The sequence below is a fragment of the Streptomyces sp. AC558_RSS880 genome, assembly GCF_019049255.1.
GTDB lineage: Bacteria > Actinomycetota > Actinomycetes > Streptomycetales > Streptomycetaceae > Streptomyces.
In genome coordinates, this window is the sequence record NZ_JAGMUJ010000007.1 from 254,093 (window position 1) to 274,298 (window position 20,206).

At 73.5% G+C, this 20,206-nt stretch carries 19 protein-coding genes and 1 pseudogene; 7 read left to right on the forward strand and 13 right to left on the reverse strand.

What is annotated here, in order from left to right; translation table 11 throughout:
* Window positions 1-29: 29 nt before the first annotated feature.
* From KUM38_RS03410 to KUM38_RS03420, 3 genes are all read right to left on the reverse strand, one after another.
* The gene (locus KUM38_RS03410) at window positions 30-1,073 is read right to left on the reverse strand and encodes a glutamate ABC transporter substrate-binding protein (protein WP_217127890.1); all 1,044 of its coding nucleotides are present in this window, start codon (window positions 1,071-1,073) and stop codon (window positions 30-32) included.
* 35 nt (window positions 1,074-1,108) lie between these two features.
* A complete protein-coding gene (locus KUM38_RS03415) occupies window positions 1,109-2,554 on the reverse strand; it encodes a hypothetical protein (RefSeq protein ID WP_217127746.1) in 1,446 nt (481 codons plus the stop codon).
* A 234-nt stretch (window positions 2,555-2,788) separates the two neighbouring features.
* Window positions 2,789-3,895 (reverse strand): mechanosensitive ion channel family protein, encoded by a 1,107-nt coding sequence (locus KUM38_RS03420; RefSeq protein WP_217127747.1) that lies wholly within the window; start codon window positions 3,893-3,895, stop codon window positions 2,789-2,791.
* 293 nt (window positions 3,896-4,188) lie between these two features.
* On the opposite strand from KUM38_RS03420, the gene KUM38_RS03425 reads away from it, so the two are divergent.
* On the forward strand, window positions 4,189-4,725 hold the full coding sequence (locus KUM38_RS03425; protein ID WP_217127748.1) for an HNH endonuclease: 537 nt from the start codon (window positions 4,189-4,191) through the stop codon (window positions 4,723-4,725).
* Between the two features lie 156 nt (window positions 4,726-4,881).
* Here KUM38_RS03425 and KUM38_RS03430 read toward each other — a convergent pair whose 3' ends face one another.
* The gene (locus KUM38_RS03430) at window positions 4,882-5,373 is read right to left on the reverse strand and encodes an ATP-binding protein (protein ID WP_217127749.1); all 492 of its coding nucleotides are present in this window, start codon (window positions 5,371-5,373) and stop codon (window positions 4,882-4,884) included.
* 185 nt (window positions 5,374-5,558) lie between these two features.
* On the opposite strand from KUM38_RS03430, the gene KUM38_RS03435 reads away from it, so the two are divergent.
* Together KUM38_RS03435 and KUM38_RS03440 are read left to right on the forward strand one after the other, a co-directional pair.
* Window positions 5,559-6,443: a helix-turn-helix transcriptional regulator gene (locus KUM38_RS03435; protein WP_308408893.1), complete on the forward strand. Its 885-nt coding sequence runs from the start codon at window positions 5,559-5,561 to the stop codon at window positions 6,441-6,443.
* A complete protein-coding gene (locus KUM38_RS03440; protein ID WP_217127751.1) occupies window positions 6,443-6,637 on the forward strand; it encodes a DUF397 domain-containing protein in 195 nt (64 codons plus the stop codon). Before KUM38_RS03435 ends, KUM38_RS03440 begins: the two co-directional genes overlap by 1 nt.
* Here KUM38_RS03440 and KUM38_RS03445 read toward each other — a convergent pair.
* The 7 genes from KUM38_RS03445 to KUM38_RS03475 form a co-directional block, all read right to left on the reverse strand.
* Complete coding sequence (locus KUM38_RS03445) at window positions 6,628-7,284, reverse strand: bifunctional 2-polyprenyl-6-hydroxyphenol methylase/3-demethylubiquinol 3-O-methyltransferase UbiG (protein ID WP_217127752.1); 657 nt, start codon at window positions 7,282-7,284, stop codon at window positions 6,628-6,630. The genes KUM38_RS03440 and KUM38_RS03445 overlap by 10 nt on opposite strands.
* Before the next feature lie 852 nt (window positions 7,285-8,136).
* Window positions 8,137-8,742 (reverse strand): hypothetical protein, encoded by a 606-nt coding sequence (locus tag KUM38_RS03450; RefSeq protein WP_217127753.1) that lies wholly within the window; start codon window positions 8,740-8,742, stop codon window positions 8,137-8,139.
* Window positions 8,739-10,094, reverse strand: a complete 1,356-nt coding sequence (locus tag KUM38_RS03455; protein WP_217127754.1) for a hypothetical protein — start codon at window positions 10,092-10,094, stop codon at window positions 8,739-8,741. The genes KUM38_RS03450 and KUM38_RS03455 overlap by 4 nt, the downstream gene beginning before the upstream one ends.
* On the reverse strand, window positions 10,091-10,873 hold the full coding sequence (locus KUM38_RS03460; protein ID WP_217127891.1) for an ABC transporter ATP-binding protein: 783 nt from the start codon (window positions 10,871-10,873) through the stop codon (window positions 10,091-10,093). The genes KUM38_RS03455 and KUM38_RS03460 overlap by 4 nt, the downstream gene beginning before the upstream one ends.
* Window positions 10,874-10,932: 59 nt before the next feature.
* Window positions 10,933-11,901, reverse strand: coding sequence for a zf-HC2 domain-containing protein (locus KUM38_RS03465; RefSeq protein ID WP_217127755.1), 969 nt, complete (start codon window positions 11,899-11,901; stop codon window positions 10,933-10,935).
* Complete coding sequence (locus KUM38_RS03470) at window positions 11,898-12,524, reverse strand: RNA polymerase sigma factor (RefSeq protein ID WP_217127756.1); 627 nt, start codon at window positions 12,522-12,524, stop codon at window positions 11,898-11,900. The genes KUM38_RS03465 and KUM38_RS03470 overlap by 4 nt, the downstream gene beginning before the upstream one ends.
* Window positions 12,525-12,577: 53 nt before the next feature.
* Window positions 12,578-15,535 (reverse strand): beta-N-acetylglucosaminidase domain-containing protein, encoded by a 2,958-nt coding sequence (locus KUM38_RS03475; protein WP_217127757.1) that lies wholly within the window; start codon window positions 15,533-15,535, stop codon window positions 12,578-12,580.
* A gap of 297 nt (window positions 15,536-15,832) precedes the next feature.
* Here KUM38_RS03475 and KUM38_RS03480 point away from each other — a divergent pair, with 297 nt between their 5' ends.
* From KUM38_RS03480 to KUM38_RS03490, 3 genes are all read left to right on the forward strand, one after another.
* Window positions 15,833-16,114: a hypothetical protein gene (locus tag KUM38_RS03480; protein WP_217127758.1), complete on the forward strand. Its 282-nt coding sequence runs from the start codon at window positions 15,833-15,835 to the stop codon at window positions 16,112-16,114.
* A gap of 1 nt (window position 16,115) precedes the next feature.
* Window positions 16,116-18,173, forward strand: coding sequence for a 4-alpha-glucanotransferase (gene malQ / locus KUM38_RS03485; RefSeq protein ID WP_217127759.1), 2,058 nt, complete (start codon window positions 16,116-16,118; stop codon window positions 18,171-18,173).
* 229 nt (window positions 18,174-18,402) lie between these two features.
* Window positions 18,403-18,678: a hypothetical protein gene (locus tag KUM38_RS03490; protein WP_217127760.1), complete on the forward strand. Its 276-nt coding sequence runs from the start codon at window positions 18,403-18,405 to the stop codon at window positions 18,676-18,678.
* 143 nt (window positions 18,679-18,821) lie between these two features.
* Here the strand turns inward: KUM38_RS03490 and KUM38_RS03495 are convergent.
* Window positions 18,822-19,184, reverse strand: a pseudogene (locus KUM38_RS03495) (TetR/AcrR family transcriptional regulator); the annotation flags it as partial.
* 33 nt (window positions 19,185-19,217) lie between these two features.
* Here KUM38_RS03495 and KUM38_RS03500 point away from each other — a divergent pair.
* Entirely contained in the window at window positions 19,218-19,592 is a 375-nt protein-coding gene (locus KUM38_RS03500) for a hypothetical protein (protein WP_374227034.1), read from the forward strand.
* 8 nt (window positions 19,593-19,600) lie between these two features.
* Here the strand turns inward: KUM38_RS03500 and KUM38_RS03505 are convergent, their stop codons facing one another.
* On the reverse strand, window positions 19,601-20,107 hold the full coding sequence (locus KUM38_RS03505; RefSeq protein ID WP_217127762.1) for a MarR family winged helix-turn-helix transcriptional regulator: 507 nt from the start codon (window positions 20,105-20,107) through the stop codon (window positions 19,601-19,603).
* Between the last annotated feature and the right edge of the window lie 99 nt (window positions 20,108-20,206).

The following is a 20,206-nucleotide window of genomic DNA, read 5'->3' on the forward strand; positions in this document are numbered from 1 at the left end:
GGGTGTGTCCGGCCGGGGCCGGTCCGGGGTCAGCTCTCGCGCAGGTACTCCGGGGTCGGGGGCCTCGACTCGGAGGAGTCGGCGCCCAGCGTGGCCGAGAGCCACTCGGTGTACGCGTCCTGCCAGCCGTCCGTGGCGTCCTCGCGGAAGTCCACCAGGATCCGGTTGACCCGGCGGACCAGGTCGTCCGCGTCCTTCTTCATCGCCACGCCGTAGTACTCGGTCGTGAAGGCCTCGCCCTTGAGCTGGACCGTCGGGTCCTGCGCGGCCTGGCTGGCCGCGAGCGCGCCGTCGGTGACCACGGCGTCGACCTCGCCGAGCTGCAGCCGCACCAGGCAGTCCAGCTGGTTGGGGACGGTGGTGCGGATGTCGGTGGACGCCGGCAGCCTGCCCGCCTCCTTGTCCGCCTCCAGCTTCGTGTACGCGGTCGAGCCCGTCGCCGTGCAGATCTTCCGGCCCGCGAGCGTCTCGTCGTATCCCTGGACCGGTGAGGACTTCGGGGCCAGGACCTGCTGGCCCGTCCTGAAGTACGGCGCGGAGAACGCCACGTCCTCGATGCGGTCGCAGTTGATCGTCATCGTGCGGACGACCATGTCGACCCGGCCGTCCTTGATCGCGGGGATGCGCTGGTCGGTCGGGATCGCCTTGAACTGGACCGCGTCGCGGTCGCCGAGTATGTCCTCGGCGATGCGGTGCACCAGGTCGATGTCGAATCCCTCGAGGGTGCCGCCCTCCCCGCTGTTGGGGTCGCGGTAGCCCCAGCGGTAGCTGTTCTGGTCGACTCCCACGATCAGCTTGCGCTTCTCGCCCCGGCGGTTCTTGATCTCCTCGATGGTGGGGCCGTCGGCGTCGGAGGGGGAGAGGGTCTGCTTCTCCGGGTCCGCGCAGTCCTCGTCCGCCTGGGCCCGCGCGGTGTGGGACACGGTCTGGCCGGTGGTCTTCGCGGGAGCGGCGGCCGGAGCGCCGACGCAGGCCAGTGCCAGCGCGAAGAGCAGTGTCAGGGCGCAGGCGGTCGCCATCGCGCCCACTCCGCCCCAGCCCTTCAGGCGGGCCCGCAGGTGTCGTGTGATCATCGTCATGGCCCCCTTCGGCTCCTTCACGCGCCCGTTCACCGGTACTCCGACAGCCTGCGGCCGATGCCCAGCACCGCGCCGGCCGCGCCCAGCACGGCGAGCACGGCCGCGCCGGCCGGCAGGCCCGTCAGCGCGTCCCGGCCGTCGCCGGCCGCCTGCTCGAACTCGTTCTCCTCGTGCGCGAGCGCCGCGGCCAGGTTCTTGTCGACGCTGTCGAAGCACTCGCCGGTCGCGCCCTTCGCGCCGATCACCATGTCCAGCGCCTGCTGGTAGTTGCCGTTCTCGTCCTGCTCACGGGCGGCCGCGTGGCGCTTCTTCCACTCCGTCATGTTGCCCACCGCCGCGGAGACCGGCTTCGTGCCGCTGTCGTCGTCCGCGAGGCGCTCCGCCCGGGCCAGGCCCTTGCCGAGGGTGTCCATGTCGCGGCCGAAGTCGTGGTCGTAGGCGTCGAACGTCTCGTCGCCGATCTTCGTCGTCTCGGCGCCGCGGGCCACCAGGGTCAGGTTCTCGTTGCCCCTCGCCTTCAGGGAGGCGATACGGGCGTCGTGCAGCACGTTGAGCGAGCGGACGCCGTGGTCGTAGGAGTCGTTCAGGCCCGAGCGGGCGAGGGTGTGGCCGACCGTCAGCCAGAGGAGGACGACGGTGGCCGCCGTCGTCGCCGCCACCAGGCCGTGGTTGAGGACCCGGTTGGTGCGCAGGTAGGTGCGGCGCATGGCCCAGGCGAGGGCGGCCAGGGCGAGGACGCCGAGGGCGATGGCGGGCCAGGGGTAGGGGGTCGCGTCCGCGTAGTCGTCGCGGAGGCGCTGGTTCTCCTTGGTGTAGAGGTCCTCCGCCGCCGGGAGCATCTCCTCCTGCATCTTCTCGTTCGCGTACCGCAGGTAGGCGCCGCCCACGGGGAAGCCCTGGCGGTTGTAGGTGCGGGCGCGTTCGACCAGGCCCTTGTACTCGGGGAGCAGGCGGTTGAGCTTGGTGATGGTCTCCGCGGAGGGGGAGCCGGGGTCCGAGTTGGCCGCGGCGTTGACGAGCTTCGCGGCGGCGGTGCGGATGTCCTTCTCGTAGCGGTCCCTGGAGGCGGCGGTCTCCTGACCGCCGGCCAGGAAGCCGCTGGACGCCGCGGTGTTGGCGTCGGCGAGGGAGCGGTAGATGTCGGCGGCGTCCGAGCTGAGGGGCTGGCTGCTGGTGAGGACGTCGTCGGCGGCCGCAGCCCGGTCGGTCATCTGCCAGGCGGTCACCGCGCCGAAGGCGACGACGAGGGCGGCGAGGACCGCGCCGATGATGCGGAGGCGACCGGGTTCGGTGGTGGCGGCCTTGCGGAGGCGGTCGACGCCCTCGGCGAAGGCGGTGCGGCGGGCCTGCGGCGGTGGCGCGGCGGGGACGGGGACGGGGACGGCGGCGGGGGTGGGCTGGGGCGGCACCGCCGGCAGCGTGGGCACGGGCGTGCCGGTGCCGGGTGGCGCCGCGCCGTTCGGCGTGTGTGTCATGTGACCTCCCCCATGGTCATCCCTCGCGGCAAGTATCGCCGCCGCGACTGACATATGCACCGGCCTTGGCGCGATCTTGATTCGATCGCGGTGCGATTGCCGGAAATTCCGCCCCCACCCTGCCCACGAACACGCCCGGGAAATCAGTTCGGTTCCCGCGCGGGGAGCGTCGGGAGCGGTACGGGAAAGGGCGGCGCCCGGGGAGTTCCGGGTGCCGCCCTTCGGGGTCGACGGTTACTTCGTGGTGCTCGGCGGGGGCAGCGGGGACGCCGCCGCCGACTGCGGCGAGACCGTGCTCGAGTAGACCGACGGGGGCGCGATGCCCGCCGTGGGGTCGGGGGCCTCCACGTCCTCCATGGCCGTGGCGCCGCCGACGATGCGGATGCCCGCCGCGTCGAAGGCGCGCTTGATGCGCCAGCGCAGCTCCCGCTCCACGGTCAGGGACTTGCCGGGCATGGTCTTCGCCGAGAGGCGGAGCACCATCGAGTCCAGCAGTACCGAGTCCAGGCCGAGCACCTCGATCGGGCTCCACAGGAGCTCGTTCCAGGGTTCCTCCTTGCCCATCTTCTCGGCGACCTCGCTCAGCGTGGCCTTCACCCGGTCCAGGTCCTCGTCGGAACGGACCGTGACGTCGACGCCCGCGGTCGCCCAGCCCTGGGAGAGGTTGCCTATGCGCTTGACCTCGCCGTTGCGGACGTACCAGATCTCGCCGTTGTCACCGCGCAGCTTGGTCACCCGCAGCCCGACCTCGATCACCTCACCGGAGGCCACCCCCGCGTCGACGGTGTCGCCGACGCCGTACTGGTCCTCCAGGATCATGAAGACGCCGGAGAGGAAGTCCGTGACCAGGTTGCGCGCGCCGAAACCGATCGCGACACCCGCGACACCGGCCGAGGCCAGCAGCGGGGCCAGGTTGATCTGGAAGGTGCCGAGGACCATCAGCGCGGCCGTGCCCAGGATCAGGAACGACGCCACCGAGCGCAGCACCGAGCCGATCGCCTGCGAGCGCTGCCGGCGCCGTTCGGCGTTGACCAGCAGACCGCCGAGCGCGGTGCCGTCCACCGCCTGGCCGGTCCGGGACATCCGGTCGACCAGTTTGGTGATCGCCCGCCGCACCATGACTCTGAGCACCGTCGCGATCACCAGGATCAGCAGGACCCTGAGCCCGATCGCGAGCCACGTCGACCAGTTCTCCTCGACCCAGCCGGCGGCGTTGCCGGCGGTCTCCTGGGCGTCCTGGAGCGAGGGCACCCGTGGTGTCCCGGACTCCGAGGGCGTCGGCGACGGATCGACGGCCGACAGGACGGCGGACAAGGACACGGCAGGTACCTCCAGGTGCATGTCTGCCCCCGGTGCGGCGGTCAATATCTTCAAGGTCACGAAAGGGTCACCGTCGCGGGCAGAACCACCACACTAACGGGGCATTGTGAGCGGATCGGCGGCATGTGCGAAGAAGAGACCGTCCTCACCCGCGCTTGAACAGGCCGTGATCCTGGGGATGAATCGGGATGTGGTCGAAAACACTCCCAGCCCGTTACCGGGACATGGTGGCGCGTCCACCAGGCATGAGGGGAGACTGACTACGGATCGTCCCGGCGCGAGCCACGCGCCGCCGGCGTACAAGGAGGCCGTCCGTGCCGCATGTCCTGGTCCTCAACGCGTCGTACGAGCCGCTCGGCGTCGTACCGCTCCGCCGCGCGCTCGTGCTCGTCCTCGAGAACAAGGCAGTCTGCCTCGAGGAGACCGGCGCCCATCTGCACAGCGCGACCGTCACAGTCCCCGCACCCAGCGTGGTCCGGCTCAAGCGTTTCGTGCGGGTCCCCTACCGGGGGCCCGTTCCACTCACCCGCCGGGCGCTGTTCGCCCGTGACGGGGGCCGGTGCATGTACTGCGGTGGCGTCGCAACCAGCGTCGACCACGTCATCCCGCGCAGCCGCGGGGGCAAGCACGTCTGGGACAACGTGGTGGCGTCCTGCCGCCGCTGCAACCACGTGAAGGCCGACCGCCACCTGTTCGAACTGGGCTGGCGCCTGCGTCACAAACCCGCCCCGCCCACCGGCCTGGCCTGGCGCATCATCGGCACCGGCCACAGGGACCCGCGCTGGCTGCCCTACCTGCAGCCGTACGGCGCGGACGACGCGCTGGCCCGGATCGACGGCATCTCCGCCTGACGCCGCCGATCCGGGTTTTCGCGCGGTAGGGGCTCCGCTCCGGAGGGCTCCGCGAAGGCGTGAACACGTCGGCGTCAGCTGTTCATGCTTTCGCTGGTCTGGTGGGGTCTGGGGTGAGGGCGCGCCCACCGCTGCCCCGACCGCGTGCCGGGCGAGTCATTCGACGTCGGTGACGAGCGTGTGGGGCGGACCGGCGGTCACGGGCTTCGGCGTGGGCGACGTCCGGTCGGGGACGTCCCATTCGGCGTACACCGTCTTGCCGACGGTCCGCGGTTCCCAGCCCCACCGCGCGGCGACCGCCTCGACCAGTAAGAGCCCCCGTCCGAACTGATCGGCGGCGTCGCCCCCGGCCGGCCGCGGCCTCGGCGGCCGCTCGCCGCGCGGGTCGCTCACCTCGACCCGCAGGGTGCGGTGACCGAGGGTGACGTGTACGCGGATGAGCCGTCCCCGGACGCTGCCGTGCAGCAGGGCGTTGGTCATCAACTCCGACACGACGAGGGCGACGTCCCCGGCGAGTCCCGGCTGCCCCCATTCGGCGACGAGCCGCGCGGCCCGGCGCCGGGCGAGGGGGACGCTGCGCTGGGTGGGGGTGTAGTCGAGCCGGTCCTCGTGGAGGAGTGGTACCGGCAAGGGCACGGGTTCTGCCATGGGGGATGCCTCCGAGTGGGGGCGGCGGTGTCTCTGCCGTGCCTGCGTGGGGCAGGACGGTGCACTTCCGCCGAGTGAGCGAACGGGTACTCACCGTGGCGAGACGAGCTGTACGGGAGCAATCGCTACGGGGAATTAATTCCCCAAAACTCGACGCGACCCTGGATCGCCGCCACACTGTGGCGGTGACGCGATCAACTCAAGCCGCAGGAAACCGGGTCTCGACAGTTCTGGGCCGCAAGCTGGGTGCCGAACTGCTGCGTCTGCGTGACGCCTCGGGCAGGACGCAGACGCAGGCGGCCGGCATCATCTCCGCGACCGCGACGAAGATCGTGAAGATGGAACGTGGCTGGGTTCCCATGCGGGACCCGGACATCCGCGCGCTCTGTGAGTTCTATGGAGTACGCGAGGACCGGGCAGTCAACCGGCTCCTCGGTATTGCCCGGCTGGACCGGGAACGTCGTAAGGCGAAGGGGTGGTGGAGGCAGTCGCCGCAGGCCGAAGCGGTGGCGGAGTACATCTCCATGGAGGATGTGGCCAGTCGGGTCCGCACCTGGCAACAGTCCTTCGTGCCCGGCCTGCTTCAGACGCCCGAGTACACAAGGGCCTTGGTGGTCAGTGAGGGTGTCTGGACGGACCCGGACGAGATCGAAGGTGTCGTAGACGTCCGGATGAAGCGGCAGGAGCGTCTGGAGGGGAGCGAACCCCTTCAGCTGTACGCGGTGATCTGGGAGGCGGCTCTACGACAGCAGGTCGGCGGGCCCGACGTGATGCGAGCGCAGCTTCGCCGCATCCTTGAGCTGGCTCAACTCCCCAATGTGCGACTTCAAGTGCTGCCCTTCCGTGCGGGCGGACACGCCTGTATGGCTGGAGCTTTCAGCATCGTCTCGTTCGTCGAACCCGAGGCCGTGGACGTGGTCCACGTCGACACCATCGCGGCTACCGTGTGGGTCGAGGACGAGTTCGAAAGCGCCACGTACAGCTCGTTCTTCGATCGCACCGCACGACTGAGCCTGGCTCCCAAGGACTCGCTCAGACTGATCGAGAGCATCAGCGAGGACATGCATTGATGAACGACTTCGACTTCGTGAAGTCCAGCTACAGCAGCGGAAGCGGGGAGTGTGTGGAAGTCGCTCTCAACGTTCCGGGGACCGTCGCCGTCCGCGACTCCAAGAACTCCGGTGACGGCCCGATACTCCGCCTCGCGCCGCGGGCCTGGGCGCGGTTCGCAGGGGCGCTGGGGCGGCTGCCTGCTCAGGGGTGACGCCACGAGAGTGTGTAGCGCCAGAAGAGCCGCCGACGTAGCCGGGCGCCGGGCAGGACCTCGCGGGCCTCACCGGCGATGTCGGAGAAGGTCATGTCGGCCGGCCGGGTCCGCGCGGTCATCGAGACGGGCCGGGGCGCTCTGCGGCCCTTGTTCTTGAGCCACCCGGTGGCGGCGTTCAAAGGGGTGGCGGCTGCGCCGAGCAGATGGTCCGTGGCGGTCCGCGGCCGGAAGAGGCCCACGACGACCAGGGTGCCGCCGGGAGCCAGGTGCCGCCGGAAGGCGGTGAGGGCCTCGGTGAACGGCAGATGGTGGATGGTGGCGACGCAGGTGATGACGTCGTGGGGTCCGGCGGGGAGTCCCGTCAGGGCGTCCGCGACCGTGAAGGACACCGGCGTTGCCTCAGGGGTCAGCGTGCGCGCCCGCGAGGTGATCGCGGGGTCGGAGTCGATGCCCCGGACCTCGTCGGCGCGTGTGGCGAGGAGCCGGGCCAGGTCGCCGGTGCCGGAGCCGACGTCCAGTGCACGGCCGAACCGGCGGGGGAGTTGCCGCAGGATCCACCGGTGGTAGTGGGCGTTGTGGTCCCAGGGGTGGGCGGCGTTGAACCGGTCGAGCGCCTGGAGGACTCGGTGCGGCAGTGGCGTCATGTGATTTCTCGGGAGACGGTCCGCGCTACGGAACCGCGTTGAGAGAGAAGAGGAGGAGCCGGAATCAGCCGCGGGACCGGCGACCGCGGACGTGATGTCAACCGCGGTGCCACGGTCACCGCCGCGGCCGCTGTGGGGATGCGGTGGTTCGCGGAGCGGCGAGGTCGGGTGTGCCGGGGACGGCCCATGACGGGACGAGAGGGTCGACTCCGCTGAGCCGTCAGGTACCGACAGGAGGAGTGTCCCGCCTCGTGGTGCAAGCGATCCTGCTCGACGTGTTCCGGTGAACCGCACGTCGGCCACCCCAGGGGCGACGGCCCCGGCCCCGGCATCGCACACGGCCGACCTGCCGCCAGCGCCGTCGGCGGTCCCCGGACCGCGCCGATGGGGTGGTGACCTGCGTATTCCACGTACTTGACCGGCTGCACCACCCGGCGGGACATGATCCCCCGAGCGCTCATGACACCTCCTCCTGCCGAAAAGAGTGAGCATCTGACGGACGAATGCAACTCGCTCACTCAGATGAGCGGAACATGAACACCAGAGGCTGAGATGCTCCCGATCTTCAGAGGGGTGCATGCCTCCTGGCGGTGAGGCGAGGGATCGGTCCCACGCTGTGATGCAGGCGGCCAAGGCCTTCGCGTCCCGGTACCGGGGCCGTGGCGACCTCCAGGGAAGCGGCGGTCCGCGAAGTCTCCCGTGAAGACGAGCCGGCTGCCGTACCCGCAGCCGTACGGCGCGGACGACGCGCCGGCCCGGATCGACGGCATCTCCGCCTGACGACGGTCCGGACCACCCGGCCCCGGGGAACCCCCGTTCCCCCGGGGCCGTGGCGAGCCCCCACGCGGCACGTCAGTCGTGCCGCCCCTCCGGCCGTGCCCCGCGCACGACGTACAGCGCCGTGCCCGCCACCAGGAGCACGACGGCGGTCACCCAGGCGACGTGCTGCCCGGCCGGCTGCACCGGCCACGCCCACACCGGGACCAGCGTGCCGCGTGCACTCGCGGAGCCCACATACACGGCGCTGATGTAACCGAAGACCGGCAGCCAGCTCAGCCGGGCCCCCAACACGGCGACCGCGCCGGCGGCGAGGCCCGTGCACCCCAGTGTGTTGCGGATCATCGCCCACGGACCGAACGGGGACGAGGGGCCGAGTACGGTCGCCGCCAGCAGGAGCGCGGCGCAGCCGGTCAGTGCCAGCAGATGGGCCAGACGCCGGCGCCACCAGGGACGTACGGCGGTGCGGTCCAGCTCCTCGGACGCGCTGTGCAGGCTCGTGCCGATCACCGCCGCCGCGAACAGCGGGGCCAGCGCGACGACCGGGACCTGTCGGGACGGGTCCAGATACGTGTTCAGGTTCCGGGCACCCAGGACGGCGAGGGCGGCGGTCGCGACGAGCACGAGCACGGTGCGCGGAACGGTGCGCGCGCGGGCGTACAGCAGGAAGCCGTGCGTCACAGTGCCGGCACCCCGTTCCGGCCGCACTCGTTCCGCGTCGCGAAGTACGCCGACAGCCACGCGCGGCGCTCCTCCTCACCCATCGACGCCAGACGCTCGCGCGCCGCGATCCGTTCCCTGAGCTCGGCGCGCTCGGCAGCGCTGCCCCGCGCGTACCGCTCGTCGAATTGCCGCCGCAGCGGGCTGGGAGCCAGGTAGTACTCGACGGCGTCGTCCGCGGCGGCCACCCGCGGCGCCACCTCGTCGCAGTCCCCGCGGCCCTGCAACGCCATCCCCGCCGCCCACGCGTACTCCTCGGGATCGGCGAGCCGACCTCGTACGACGGACCAGCCGATCGGTGTGATCATCGGCAGCTCGACCTCGTCCGGTCCCGGCCGGCCCGGTAGGTCCTCGAAGCGCACCGGCAGGTTTTCCACGCCCTCCAGACGGCCCGTCATCCCGGACAGGGCCTCGGTGATCTGGGGGAGCAGCCCCTTGTAGCGGGCGCTCACGCAGATCTGCGGGGTGGTGGAGGTGTCGCACACCTGACGCCGGGTGAGCGGGTCGGTGTGCCACAGACCGTCGCCGGTATGGACGAGCAGCGTGCCGGCGGCGGCTGCGGCCACCAGCGGCAGCAGGGCGACCGTGCGGCGGCGCGCGGCGTACGCGAGGACCGCGGCGGCCGTGAGGCCGCCCGTCCACGCCACCGTCATCAAGGGCTGCCACCACACCGGTATCGAGGTGGACAAGGCGTCGACGAAGGGCGACAGGTGACGGACGGAGCCGCGGTGCTCGTACCCGACGACGCCGAGCACGACGTACCCGGCCGCCGCCAGCAGCGGCGCCGCCAGCCGCCAGGCCACCAGACGGCCCACGACCTGCCCGGTCAGAGCGGCGCACGCCAGGACGGCGGCGTCCGCGAGCGGTGTGCCCAAGTGGGGCCGGTCACCCATGGCGCAGTACCAGGTGGCGAGCAGCGCGAGGGCCGTCGCGACGGCGTACCCGGCGACCAGCCACAGCGCGACCGGCAGGGCAGACGCGAGGAACGCCGCCGTCCGGCCGCGCACGGCCGTCGCCAACAACTCCTCCGTCCCGCGCCTGCGTTCCCGCTGGCCCTGCCAGCAGCCGGCCGCCAGGGCCAGCGGGACACCGAGGAGCATCGCCGCCGTGTGCACATGGTCACGGGTCTCCGCCCAGCCCCCCTGCCACTGCTCCGATCCGACCGCCAGCGTCACCACGAGCGTGAGCGTCATCGCCGCTCCGGCCCAGGGGGCGAAACCGCGCACGGCCTCCGCCCGCAGGGGGTGCCGGGTGAGGGGCGGGTGCGGCGACGCACCGCGTTCCTCGGACGTCCGTTCCGTCAGGAGGGTCATCGGGCCGTCCCTTCGGAAGCCGACGGCCGGACCGCCCGCGCCTCCGGCGCGCGGTGTGCCCGCAGCGCCGCCGTGTAACCGCGCTCGATCGGGTGGTCGCCAGGGCCGCCCGCCGACTCGCCGAGAGCGGCGAGTGCCGGGGGCGTCCCGCGGTAGGCGACCCGGCCCGCGTCGACGAGGGTGACCTCCGTGCAGGCCGCCGCCACGTCCTCCACCAGGTGTGTGGAGACGAGGACGGTGGACGAGGCACCCAGTTCGCGCAGCAGCTCGCGGAACTCCACGCGCTGTTCCGGGTCCAGGCCGGCGGTCGGCTCGTCGAGGAGCAGCACACGGGGATCGTTCACGACGGCCTGGGCGATGCCGACGCGGCGGATCATGCCGCCGGACAGGCCGCGCACCTTCGCGTCGATGCGGTCGGCCAGGCCTACGCGGGCCACGGCCCGCTCGACGGCGGCCGGGATGCGGTCCGCGGGCATCTCCTTCAACCAGGCCACGTAGGCGACGAACTCCCGCACCGTGAAGCCCGGGTAGTAGCCGAAGTCCTGCGGCAGATAGCCCAGGTGACGGCGGACCTCGCCGCGATGCCGGTGGTCGCGGGTGTCGTGGCCCAGGATCTCCACCCGGCCGTCGGACGGTTCGGCGACCGTGGCGAGGACGCGGATCAGCGAGGTCTTGCCGGCGCCGTTCGGGCCGAGCAGACCGTGCACGCCGGGGCCGAAGTCGAGGTCCACCGAGTCCAGCGCCACTGCTCTGCGGTGCCGCACACGCAGGCCGGTGATCCGGATCGTGGCGGCCGACACTTCGGACGCGGGACGGGAAGCGGTGTTCGGGGCTGTGCTCAACTCTTCTCCAGGAAGTGGAAGGCGGGACGGCGTGCGGCCAGCAGGGCGGCACACAGGGCGGCCGCAGCCGCCCAGCCACCCTGTGTCCGGGCGCCGTCCAGGTAGAGGGACAGCTGCTCGCTCAGCTGGGCGGTGAGCCGTCCGCCAGGTGCGGTGAGCACCGGACCGAGGACAGCGCACAGCCAGGCGCCGCCGGTCACGGCCGTGGCGGAGCGGAGGCCGAGGAAACCGGCCAGGGCGAGAGCGGCCAGTGTCAGCGCGAGTCCCGGCAGCAGCCACGCGGCGGCGTTCGGGGCGTCCGAGGACGGCAGCGCGGTTCCGGCGAGGGTCAGCAGCGGCAGGCTCACCGCCAGCACGGCGGCCGTCCGCATCAGTACCAGCCGCAGCCCGGCCGAAGGCGTCGCCGCGGTGATCTCGTGCATCGGGTCGGCGTGCGGCCCGTAGGACAGGGCGACGCCGGCGACCGGTACGACCGGGGCGAGGGCCAGCAGCCAGGGCCGTGCGTCCGTGACGTCGCTCCCGTAGGCGAGAGCGACGGCGCCGACGGCCACGAGCAGCACGGCCGGCAGCCAGGCACCGCGCACCGCGGGCCCGAGGGCCCACAGCACACGCACCGGCCCCGAGCCACCGGCCGGCCACCGGCATGCCCACGACCGGGCCCGCGCCAGAAGCCCGCCGGGCCTCGCGGAAGCGGACGCCCGGGGCACCGCCGAGCGTGCCGGCGCGGGTGCCGCCGCCGGTACCGGTGCCGTGGCGAGCACCGTGTCGCGTGTCTCGGCCAGTACCGCCTCGCGGATCTCGGCCAGGACCACTCCCGCCGCCGTCCCGCGCACCGCGTGCGAGACCCGTAGTGCGCAGCCGCCGCAGGACTCCAGGTGCTTCTCCAGTGACCAGGCGTCCGACTCCGGCAGGGAGCCGTCGGCGTAACGGGTCACGAGGTCGTCCGACGCGTGCCAGCCGGTCATGCGGGTCCTCCCATCGGCGACGGGCTCATCCGGGTGAGGGCCGCCCGCAGTTCGGCGCGGGCGCGCATCGCGCGGGTCTTGACGGTTCCCTCGGGGATGCCCAGCAGCCGCGCGGCCTCATGGGTGCTCAACCCGTCGACGACGGTGGCGCGCAGCACCTCGCGCAGTTCGGGCGAGATCCGGTCCAGGGCGGTTCCCACATCGCCGTACTCCAGCCCTGCCAGCACCCTGTCCTCCGCGGACGGCGACGCGGCCCCGGCCGGTGGGCAGCCGTCCCACGCCTCCTCCATCGGTGCCGTCCGCAGCCGAGCGGCACGCTCCTGCGCCCGGTACGCGTCGACCAGGCGCCGCGCGGCGATGGTCCACAGCCAGCCGCCGGCCTGCTCGCCGCGATGGGCGCCTGCCGACCGCCACACCGTGACGAACGTGTCCTGGAGTACTTCCCGCACGGTCTCGGGATCGGCGCAGCGCCGGCTCAGCCGTGTGTGCAGCCAGCCCGCGTGCCGGTCGTACAGCGCGGCCATCGCCGCCGGGTCACCGCCGGCGACGGCCCGGAGCAGCGCCGCGTCGGTGTCCCCCTCGTCCTTCTCCCGATGGCCCCCCACGGGGCGGAACAGTTTCACACCCCGTCTATCGACGGTCCTCGGGACGCCGGTTCACCGTGGTGGCGGCCCGTTCACCGGGCGACCGCGTACGCCTCCACCGACCACAGCGAGTAGCCGTACCGCGTGGCGCGCTTCTCGCCCTGGACACGGATGTGGCGCACGCCGGGCTCGTCCATGCGGACGGTCTCCCGGCCCTCGCGGCCGTCCCGCACCGTCGCCGCCGTGCGCCAGGTGCGGCCGTCCGCCGACACCTCCACGCGGTACGCCGACGGGTGCGCCTCCTGCCAGTGCAGCGCGACCTTCCCCAGCCGCACCGGGCGCTCCAGCTCGATCTGCCACCAGGCGTCGTCGTCGACCGGGGACGACCAGCGCGTCCCCGGGTCGCCGTCGTTCGCCGCCGAGGCCGGGAAGTCGGGAGTCTCGTCGGCCGAGGAGCTCGCCCGGCCGGTGCGGGCCAGGTCGGGGCCGGCGGTGCGCGGAACGGCGTGGACCGTCAGCGTGCGGGTCGTGCCGGCGAAGGCGAGCCGGACGTCGTACGACCCGGTGGGCGTGCCCGGTTTCACGGTCACCTCGACCGGTACCTCCACCGGCGTACCGCGCGGGACGGTCAGCGCGTCCTTCGGCACCCGGACCCCGACCCCCTTCGGCGCCTTCGCGGTCAGCCTGCCGCGGACCTCGTCGGGGCGCAGCGGGCCGAGGGTGGCCGTCACCGTCCGGGTGCCGCCGATGTCGGTGTCCGCGCGGTCGTCGGACAGCTCCAGGGAGGCGGCGGGCGCGTCCGCGTACCAGGGGACCAGGTGCCGCACCCGGGAGGCGTCGGCGCCGGTGACCCGGACGGAGTCCACCGGGTCGTCGCCGGGCCGCAGTTCGGTGGCGCCCGTCGCGGACAGCGCGCCGAGGCGGCGCCACCCCTCACCCGGCACCCTGACCTCCACGGCCCCCCGCGTGCCGGGCTCGGTGAGCACCGTCACGGCGTCCAGCGCGCGGGCGCGCGGAAGGCGGAGCGTGCGGTCGCCGCCGGACCGCGCCGGCGGCTCGTGGTCGATGCCCGCCCAGCTCTCGTACGCCTTCTGCGCCCGGCTCAGGAACGGGTCCAGCACACCCTCGCCGACCGTCACCCGGGACGGTTCCAGCCGCGCCCGCTGCTCGCCCAGCCGCCGGTACGCCGTCCAGGCGGCGCCCGCGTCCCCGGACTGTTGCGCGCGGAGCAGGTCCAGGGCCGTGGTGCCCGCCTCGCCGTAACGGGCCAGCCGCCGGGACCACGGGCCGGTCTCGGCGGCGAGCCCGGTCCCGGACAGCCGCTCCGGCAGCTCGCGCAGGACGGTGAAGGCCGCCCGCAGCCGCCCGGCCTCCGCTGCCCCGTCCGCTGTCCCCTCCGCTGTCCCGCCCTTGCCGCGGGCGGTCGTGCGGATCCGCCAGAACGCTTCCATCAGCGGCCGCAGGTACGCCGACTCCTCGCCGCCCAGCACCGAGGACGCGGTGTTCCCGGCGAGCGCGGCCAGGGCCTCCCCGCGCCGGGTGTCACCGCCGGCGAGGTCGGCGATCGCGGCCCGCCAGGACTCCCGGGGACGGTAGTCGCGCGGGTTCCAGGCGAAGTCGGCGGCGGTGAACAGCGGGACGCGGGACGCCTCGGGCTGCTCCATCGCGTTGGCGAGCAGCGCGGCCGAGCCCGCGGCGACGGCCGGTTCGCGGCCCTGGTAGGGGCCGAGGAAGATCCGGCCGGGGGCGTAGTCGTTCACCGGGTAGTTGTCCATGGTCACCAGCGGATGCCCGAACACCCGCCGCGCCTCGGCCAGTTGGCTGCCCGTGATGGTGCGCGGCACCACCCCGACCCCGGTCCACGCCACCTCGACCCCCGCGTCCAGTTCCTCCGCGAGGGCGCGCCGGTACGCCGTCGAACCCTCCTCGTAGAACTCGGTGGGCATCAAGGACAGGGCGGCGGAACCCGGGTGACGCTCCGCCAGGTGTCGGGCCACCGCGTTCGCCACGTGCGCCTGGGCGCGGGCGGCGGCGCCGGGTCCCGAACCGAACCGGTCGGCGTCCGCCCCGCAGCGCCACTCGCTGTAGCTGACGTCCTGGAACTGCAGCTGGAAGGCGCGGAAGCCCAGCGCCCACATCGCGTCCAGCTTGCGGGTCAGCGCCCGCAGGTCGTCGTCCGAGGCGAAGCACATCGCCTGCCCCGGCGCCACCGCCCAGCCGGGCGTGACGTGGTTGCGCCGCGCCCGCTCGGCCAGTTCCCGGAACTCCGCCCGCCGCTCGGCCGGGTACGGCTCGCGCCAGCGGGCCTGCCGGTAGAGGTCCTCGCCGGGTGCGTAGAGGTACCGGTTCTGCTTGGTGCGGCCCATGAAGTCCAGCTGGGCCAGCCGCTGCTCGTGCGTCCACGGAGTGCCGTAGAAGCCCTCGGTGATGCCGCGCACGGCGGTGCCGGGCCAGTCGCGGACGACGGCCGCGGTGAACGTGGCGCCGTCCGGGCGCAGCAACTGGCGCAGTGTCTGCACGGCGTGGAACAGACCGTCGCCGTCCGCGCCGGTCAGGGAGACGGCACCCTTGCCGACGGTCAGCGCGTAGCCGCCGGCGGGGAGGGCGTGCCGGGGGTCGTCCGAGGCGCGTTCCCTGCCCACGCGCACCACGAGCGCCCCCTCGGGCACCTGTGCGCCGGGGGCGGTGAACCGGCGTGCGCCCGCTTCCCGCAGCAGTGCGCGGAGCGCGTCGAGGGTGTACGCGTCGGCCGTCGCGTCCGCGGTCAGGGCGACCTCCTCGGTCACCGCGACCGGGGCGCCGTTCGCGCGCAGCGCGTGGGGGCGCGGCCACACGGACGGCTCCGCCGCGCGAGCCGTGCCGGCGGTCGGGGACGTGCCGGCGGCCGGGGAGGCGGTGGCGACCGGGGACGTGGTGGTGCCCGGCGCGGGCGGCGCGGCCACGGCGGCGGGCGCGGCGCTCAGGGTCCCGGCGCCCAGGGTGCCGACGAGGACGGCGAGGGCGAGGGCGGTCCTCCTGGCGTTCGCCGTCCTCCCACGCCGCAGTCGCACAGGGCCCTCCTGATCGCTCGACGGGCCGCCCGGCCCGGTGGCCGGTGCGGCCGTGTCCATTCCGTTACCGAGGAACCCCGAGCCCACCATTTCTGCGGTGAACGTGTCAATGAGAGGGGACGTTGTGGCGCGTTTGTCCCACTACGGAGAGAGGGGGCGGGGGAAGAATGTGATCAGGGACACGTGGGAAGGGTTTGTGCGTCTGGCGTCGCGCCCCCTGGGTAGGGCTGCGAGATAACCCGCACGACCCGCACGCCCCGCGTGATCCGCGCGCCGTGCCCGACGAGGAGGCCGATTGTGGTCGCACCCGCCTACGTTCCTTCCCCCGCCCTGTCCAAACCCGCGGCGGAGCCCTCCGCCGACTTCGAAGAGCCGCACTTCTGCGTCTTCAGCGCGGAAGGCTCCTGCGCCGAGGTCCCGCTGACCAGCGAACCCCCGCTGCCCGACGCCGAACCCCTCACCAGCGAACCGCCGCTCGCCGACACCACCCCCCTGACCAGCGAGTCCGACGCCTTCCTGGACACCTCGGACTCCTCCGGACTCGACTCCTTCCCGGCCCAGTACCGCCCGGAGCCCTAGGGTGGGCGCGCCACGGCCGGCCGAGCCCCCTTCCGAGGACCTGTCCCGGCTCGCCGCCCTGCACGGCGTCGCCACCTCCTACCGCCCCTCCCCGGACCGCACGGTCGCGGCCTCGGCCACCGCCGTCACCCTCGCGCTGGCCGCCCTCGGCGTGGACACGGCCACTCCGCAGGCCGTCCGCGCCGCCCTCGCCGCCCGCGAACGGGAACTCGGCGAGCGGCTGCTGCCCCCCACCCTGGTCGGCTGGGACACCCACGCCCCCGCCGCCCTGGCCGCACTCCCCGAGGGCACCCGGCTGCACGTCGTCACCGAACAGGGCGAGACCCGCGCCTCCGCCGAACACCTCCCGCCCGGCGTGCACGAGGTGACCGCCACCGCCCCCGACGGCCGCACCGCCCGCGCCCACCTGATCGTCGCCCCGCCCAGGCTGCCCGCGCCGCCCGGACGCTCGTACGGACTCCTGGTCCAGCTCTACTCCCTCCTCTCCCGCCGCTCCTGGGGCATGGGCGACCTCGCCGACCTCGGCGAACTCGCCGGCTGGGCCGGACGCGCCCTCGGCGCCGGATTCGTCCAGGTCAACCCCCTGCACGCGGCCGTCCCCGGCCCGCCGACCGACCCCTCCCCCTACCGCCCCTCCTCCCGCCGCTTCCCCGACCCGGTCCACCTGCGGATCGAGGACGTCCCCGAGTTCGCGTACGTCGACGACCGCGACCGCGTACGCGCCCTGCTGGAGCGGGCCGGACGGCTGCGCGAGGCGGTGCTGGACCAGGGCGCCCTGATCGACCGGGACGCCGTGTGGGAGGCCAAGCGGGAGGCGCTGGAACTGGTGCACGAGGTCCCGCTCGGGCCCGGTCGCCGCGCCGCCTACGACGACTTCCGCGCCGGACAGGGCCGGGCCCTTCAGGACCACGCCACCTGGTGCGCGCTCGCCGAGGTCCACGGCGCCGACTGGCACCGGTGGCCCGCCGCACTGCGCGACCCGCGCTCACCCGACACCGCCCGCGCCCGGCGCGAGCTGGCGCACCGCGTCGACTTCCACTCCCGGCTCGTCTGGCTCACCGACGCCCAGCTCCGCGCGGCGCAGCGGGCCGCACGCGAGGCCGGGATGCCGGTCGGGATCGTCCACGACCTCGCCGTCGGCGTCCACCCCGGCGGCGCCGACGCCTGGGCGCAGCAGGAGTACTTCGCGGCCGGCATGTCCGTCGGCGCGCCCCCGGACGCCTTCAACGCGCGCGGCCAGGACTGGGGCCTGCCGCCCTGGCGCCCCGACCGGCTCGCCGCCTTTGGGTACGCCCCGTTCCGCGCCCTGCTCCGAGGGCTCTTCCGGTACGCGGGCGCCCTGCGCATCGACCACGTCATGGGCCTGTTCCGGCTCTGGTGGGTCCCCGAGGGCCACCCGCCCACGGAGGGCACGTACGTCCGTTACGACGCCGAGGCGATGCTCGCCGTCCTCGTCCTGGAGGCGTCCCGGGCCGGGGCGGTGGTGATCGGCGAGGACCTGGGCACCGTCGAGCCGGGCGTGCGCGAGGCACTGCGCGAACGGGGCGTGTACGGCACGTCGGTGCTGTGGTTCGAACGGGACTGGGACGGCGACCGGCGCCCGCTGCCGCCGGACGGCTGGCGCGCGGACTGCCTGGCGACCGCGACCACCCATGACCTGCCGCCGACGGCCGCGCGGCTCAGCGGTGAGCACGTGGAGCTCCGGGACAGCCTGGGGCTGCTCACGCGGTCCGTGGAGGAGGAGCGGGCGGAGGCGGCGGCCGACACGGCGGAGTGGCGGGAGCTGTTCGTGAGGCTGGGGCTGCTGGGGGCGGACGCCTCCGAGGAGGCCGAGATCCAGGCCGTCTACGGCTGCCTGCTGCGTACGCCGGCGCGGATGGTCGGGGTGTGGCTGCCGGACGGGGTCGGGGACCGGCGTCCGCAGAACCTGCCCGGGACGTGGGACCAGTACCCGAACTGGCGGCTGCCGATCGCGGACGCGCGGGGGAGACCGGTGACGCTGGAGGAACTGGCGGGGTCGGCGAGGCTGCGGGCACTGATGGACGTGCTGAGGGAATGACTCGTCATCGCGGGCAGTCGTGCCGCAGGGGCGATGGGGGTCCCCCCGCTCGAGCGCAGCCGAGAGTGGGGGAGGGTGGGCGCGCCGGCACCCCGCAAGCGCCGGGCCGCGCGAATACCTCCCGGCCCACACCGGCGCGAGGCACCGCGTGACGCCGGGGGCGGGCGGGACCGCCCCTTACGGCACCCCGCCCGCGCGGAGCCCGACCGCGTTGGATAGTTTGGGCACCGTGGACAAGAAGAACGCCCTGCGCGCCGGCGCCCTGGCAGCCGGTACGACGCTGATGATGCTGCTCATGTCGTCCCCCGCGCTCGCGCTCACCCGCGACGACGGCGACGACCCCGGCACGGGCCTGAGCGTCATCGAGACGCTGGGCCTCTACGTCGTGGCCCCGATCGCGCTGTTCGTGATCATCGCCGCCCTGGTGATGGTCGGCGACAAGACGCACCAGAAGAAGGACACGACCAGCTCCAACATCGCCACCAAGGCCGACGCCAAGGCCTGATCCGGGGCAGGCCGCCCGCGAGCGGCCCCGCGCACTTCCACGAGGGCGCCGACCCTTCCGTACGCACGCGCATCCGCCGTACGGAACGGGGCGGCGCCCTCGGTGTGTTCACCGTGCGGTGAGGCGGCGAGACCGGGCGACGCTCACTGCGGGTACGGCGCCGTCAGGCAGCGCTGCACGGCGGGCGCCGGCCACGCCACGGCCTCCTCGGTGTCCAGCGCCACGGCCGGCGGGAACCGCAGGACATGACGCGTCAGCGCCAGCCCGAGCAGGTGCGACGAGACCAGCGCGGCACGCACCGGTACCTGCTCGGGGTCGGGGCAGAACCGACGGGCGAGCGGGAGGACCTGGTCCCGGAAGACGCCCCGCACGCGCTCGGCCCCGGCCTCGTCGGTCGCGCCGACCCGCAGCAGGGCCGCGAGCACGTCACTCTCCTCCCACATGGGGAGGAAGTGCGTCACGAGGGCCCGGCCGACCTCCTCCCGGGACAGCGACGACGGGTCCGGCCGGCGCGGGCGCGGCACCCGGCGGTGCGCGCCGTGCGCGCCCTGGTCTCCGCGTTCGTCAACGCCTCCCGGCCCGCCCGGACCAGGGCCCTGGCCCAGATCTCGGGCATCGGTCACGCGTACGCCGCCCCGCGCGGTGCCCACCGCCTGGTCGGCACCTGGGTCCCCGACGTGGCACTGGAGGGCGGCCGCCTTCACGAGGCCCTGCGCGGCGGCCGTTTCGCGCTGATCACCCCGGAGCCGTACGACGACGGGGGCGCGCGCGGGCAACGGCTGGCGGTGGAGCGCTGGGCGTCCGGCGCCCGTCGTACGACCGTGCTGGTGCGCCCCGACGGATATGTGGCCTGGGCGTCGGACTCGGCGGGACCCGCCGAGATCGAGACCGCGCTCGCCGCACACGTCGGCTGAGGCGGCGGCTACCTCTCGGTCGCGAACAGCAACTCCCGCAGCAGGTCGGCCAGCTGCCCCGCCCGTTCCCCGTCCAGGGTGGACAGGGCCTCCGTCTGGACGGCGAGACCCGCGCCGACCGCCGCGTCGATCAGGCGCAGCCCCGCCTCGGTGAGCGTGACCTGCAGTCCGCGGCGGTCGTGCGGGTCGGGGGAGCGGCGGAGCAGTCCCGCGCGCTCCAGCTTGTCGAGGCGGCCGGTCATCCCGCCGGTGGTGAGCATCAGCGTGGCCGAGAGCTGGCGGGGGGAGAGGGTGTAGGGCTCCCCGGAGCGGCGCAGGGTGGCGAGGACGTCGAACTCCCCGCGTGAGATCCCGTACTTGGCGTACTCCTTCTCCATCCGGTCGCCCATGGCGCGCGCGAGCCGGAAGACGCGTCCGAAGACCTCCATGCCGGCGGTGTCGAGATCGGGCCGGACCCGCGCCCACTGCTCGATGATCGCGTCGACGGGGTCCTGGGGGCGCTGTTCTGCGGTCATGGGCAGGAGTATCCGCCGGGAGTAGGTCATCCGCAAGAAAGTGGCTTGACGGCAAGTAGCTTGCGGCTAAGCTACTCACCATTGACCTACTTGGAAGGG

What these genes read in the sequence shown, in the direction of transcription:
- KUM38_RS03415 (WP_217127746.1), bottom strand. Translation starts at nt 2,554, where the DNA reads ATGACACACACGCCGAACGGCGCGGCGCCACCCGGCACCGGCACGCCC.
- KUM38_RS03505 (WP_217127762.1), bottom strand. Translation starts at nt 20,107, where the DNA reads ATGACCGCAGAACAGCGCCCCCAGGACCCCGTCGACGCGATCATCGAG.
- KUM38_RS03445 (WP_217127752.1), bottom strand. Translation starts at nt 7,284, where the DNA reads ATGACGCCACTGCCGCACCGAGTCCTCCAGGCGCTCGACCGGTTCAAC.
- KUM38_RS03430 (WP_217127749.1), bottom strand. Translation starts at nt 5,373, where the DNA reads ATGGCAGAACCCGTGCCCTTGCCGGTACCACTCCTCCACGAGGACCGG.
- KUM38_RS03440 (WP_217127751.1), top strand. Translation starts at nt 6,443, where the DNA reads ATGAACGACTTCGACTTCGTGAAGTCCAGCTACAGCAGCGGAAGCGGG.
- KUM38_RS03455 (WP_217127754.1), bottom strand. Translation starts at nt 10,094, where the DNA reads ATGACCCTCCTGACGGAACGGACGTCCGAGGAACGCGGTGCGTCGCCG.
- KUM38_RS03420 (WP_217127747.1), bottom strand. Translation starts at nt 3,895, where the DNA reads ATGCACCTGGAGGTACCTGCCGTGTCCTTGTCCGCCGTCCTGTCGGCC.
- KUM38_RS03465 (WP_217127755.1), bottom strand. Translation starts at nt 11,901, where the DNA reads ATGACCGGCTGGCACGCGTCGGACGACCTCGTGACCCGTTACGCCGAC.
- KUM38_RS03410 (WP_217127890.1), bottom strand. Translation starts at nt 1,073, where the DNA reads ATGATCACACGACACCTGCGGGCCCGCCTGAAGGGCTGGGGCGGAGTG.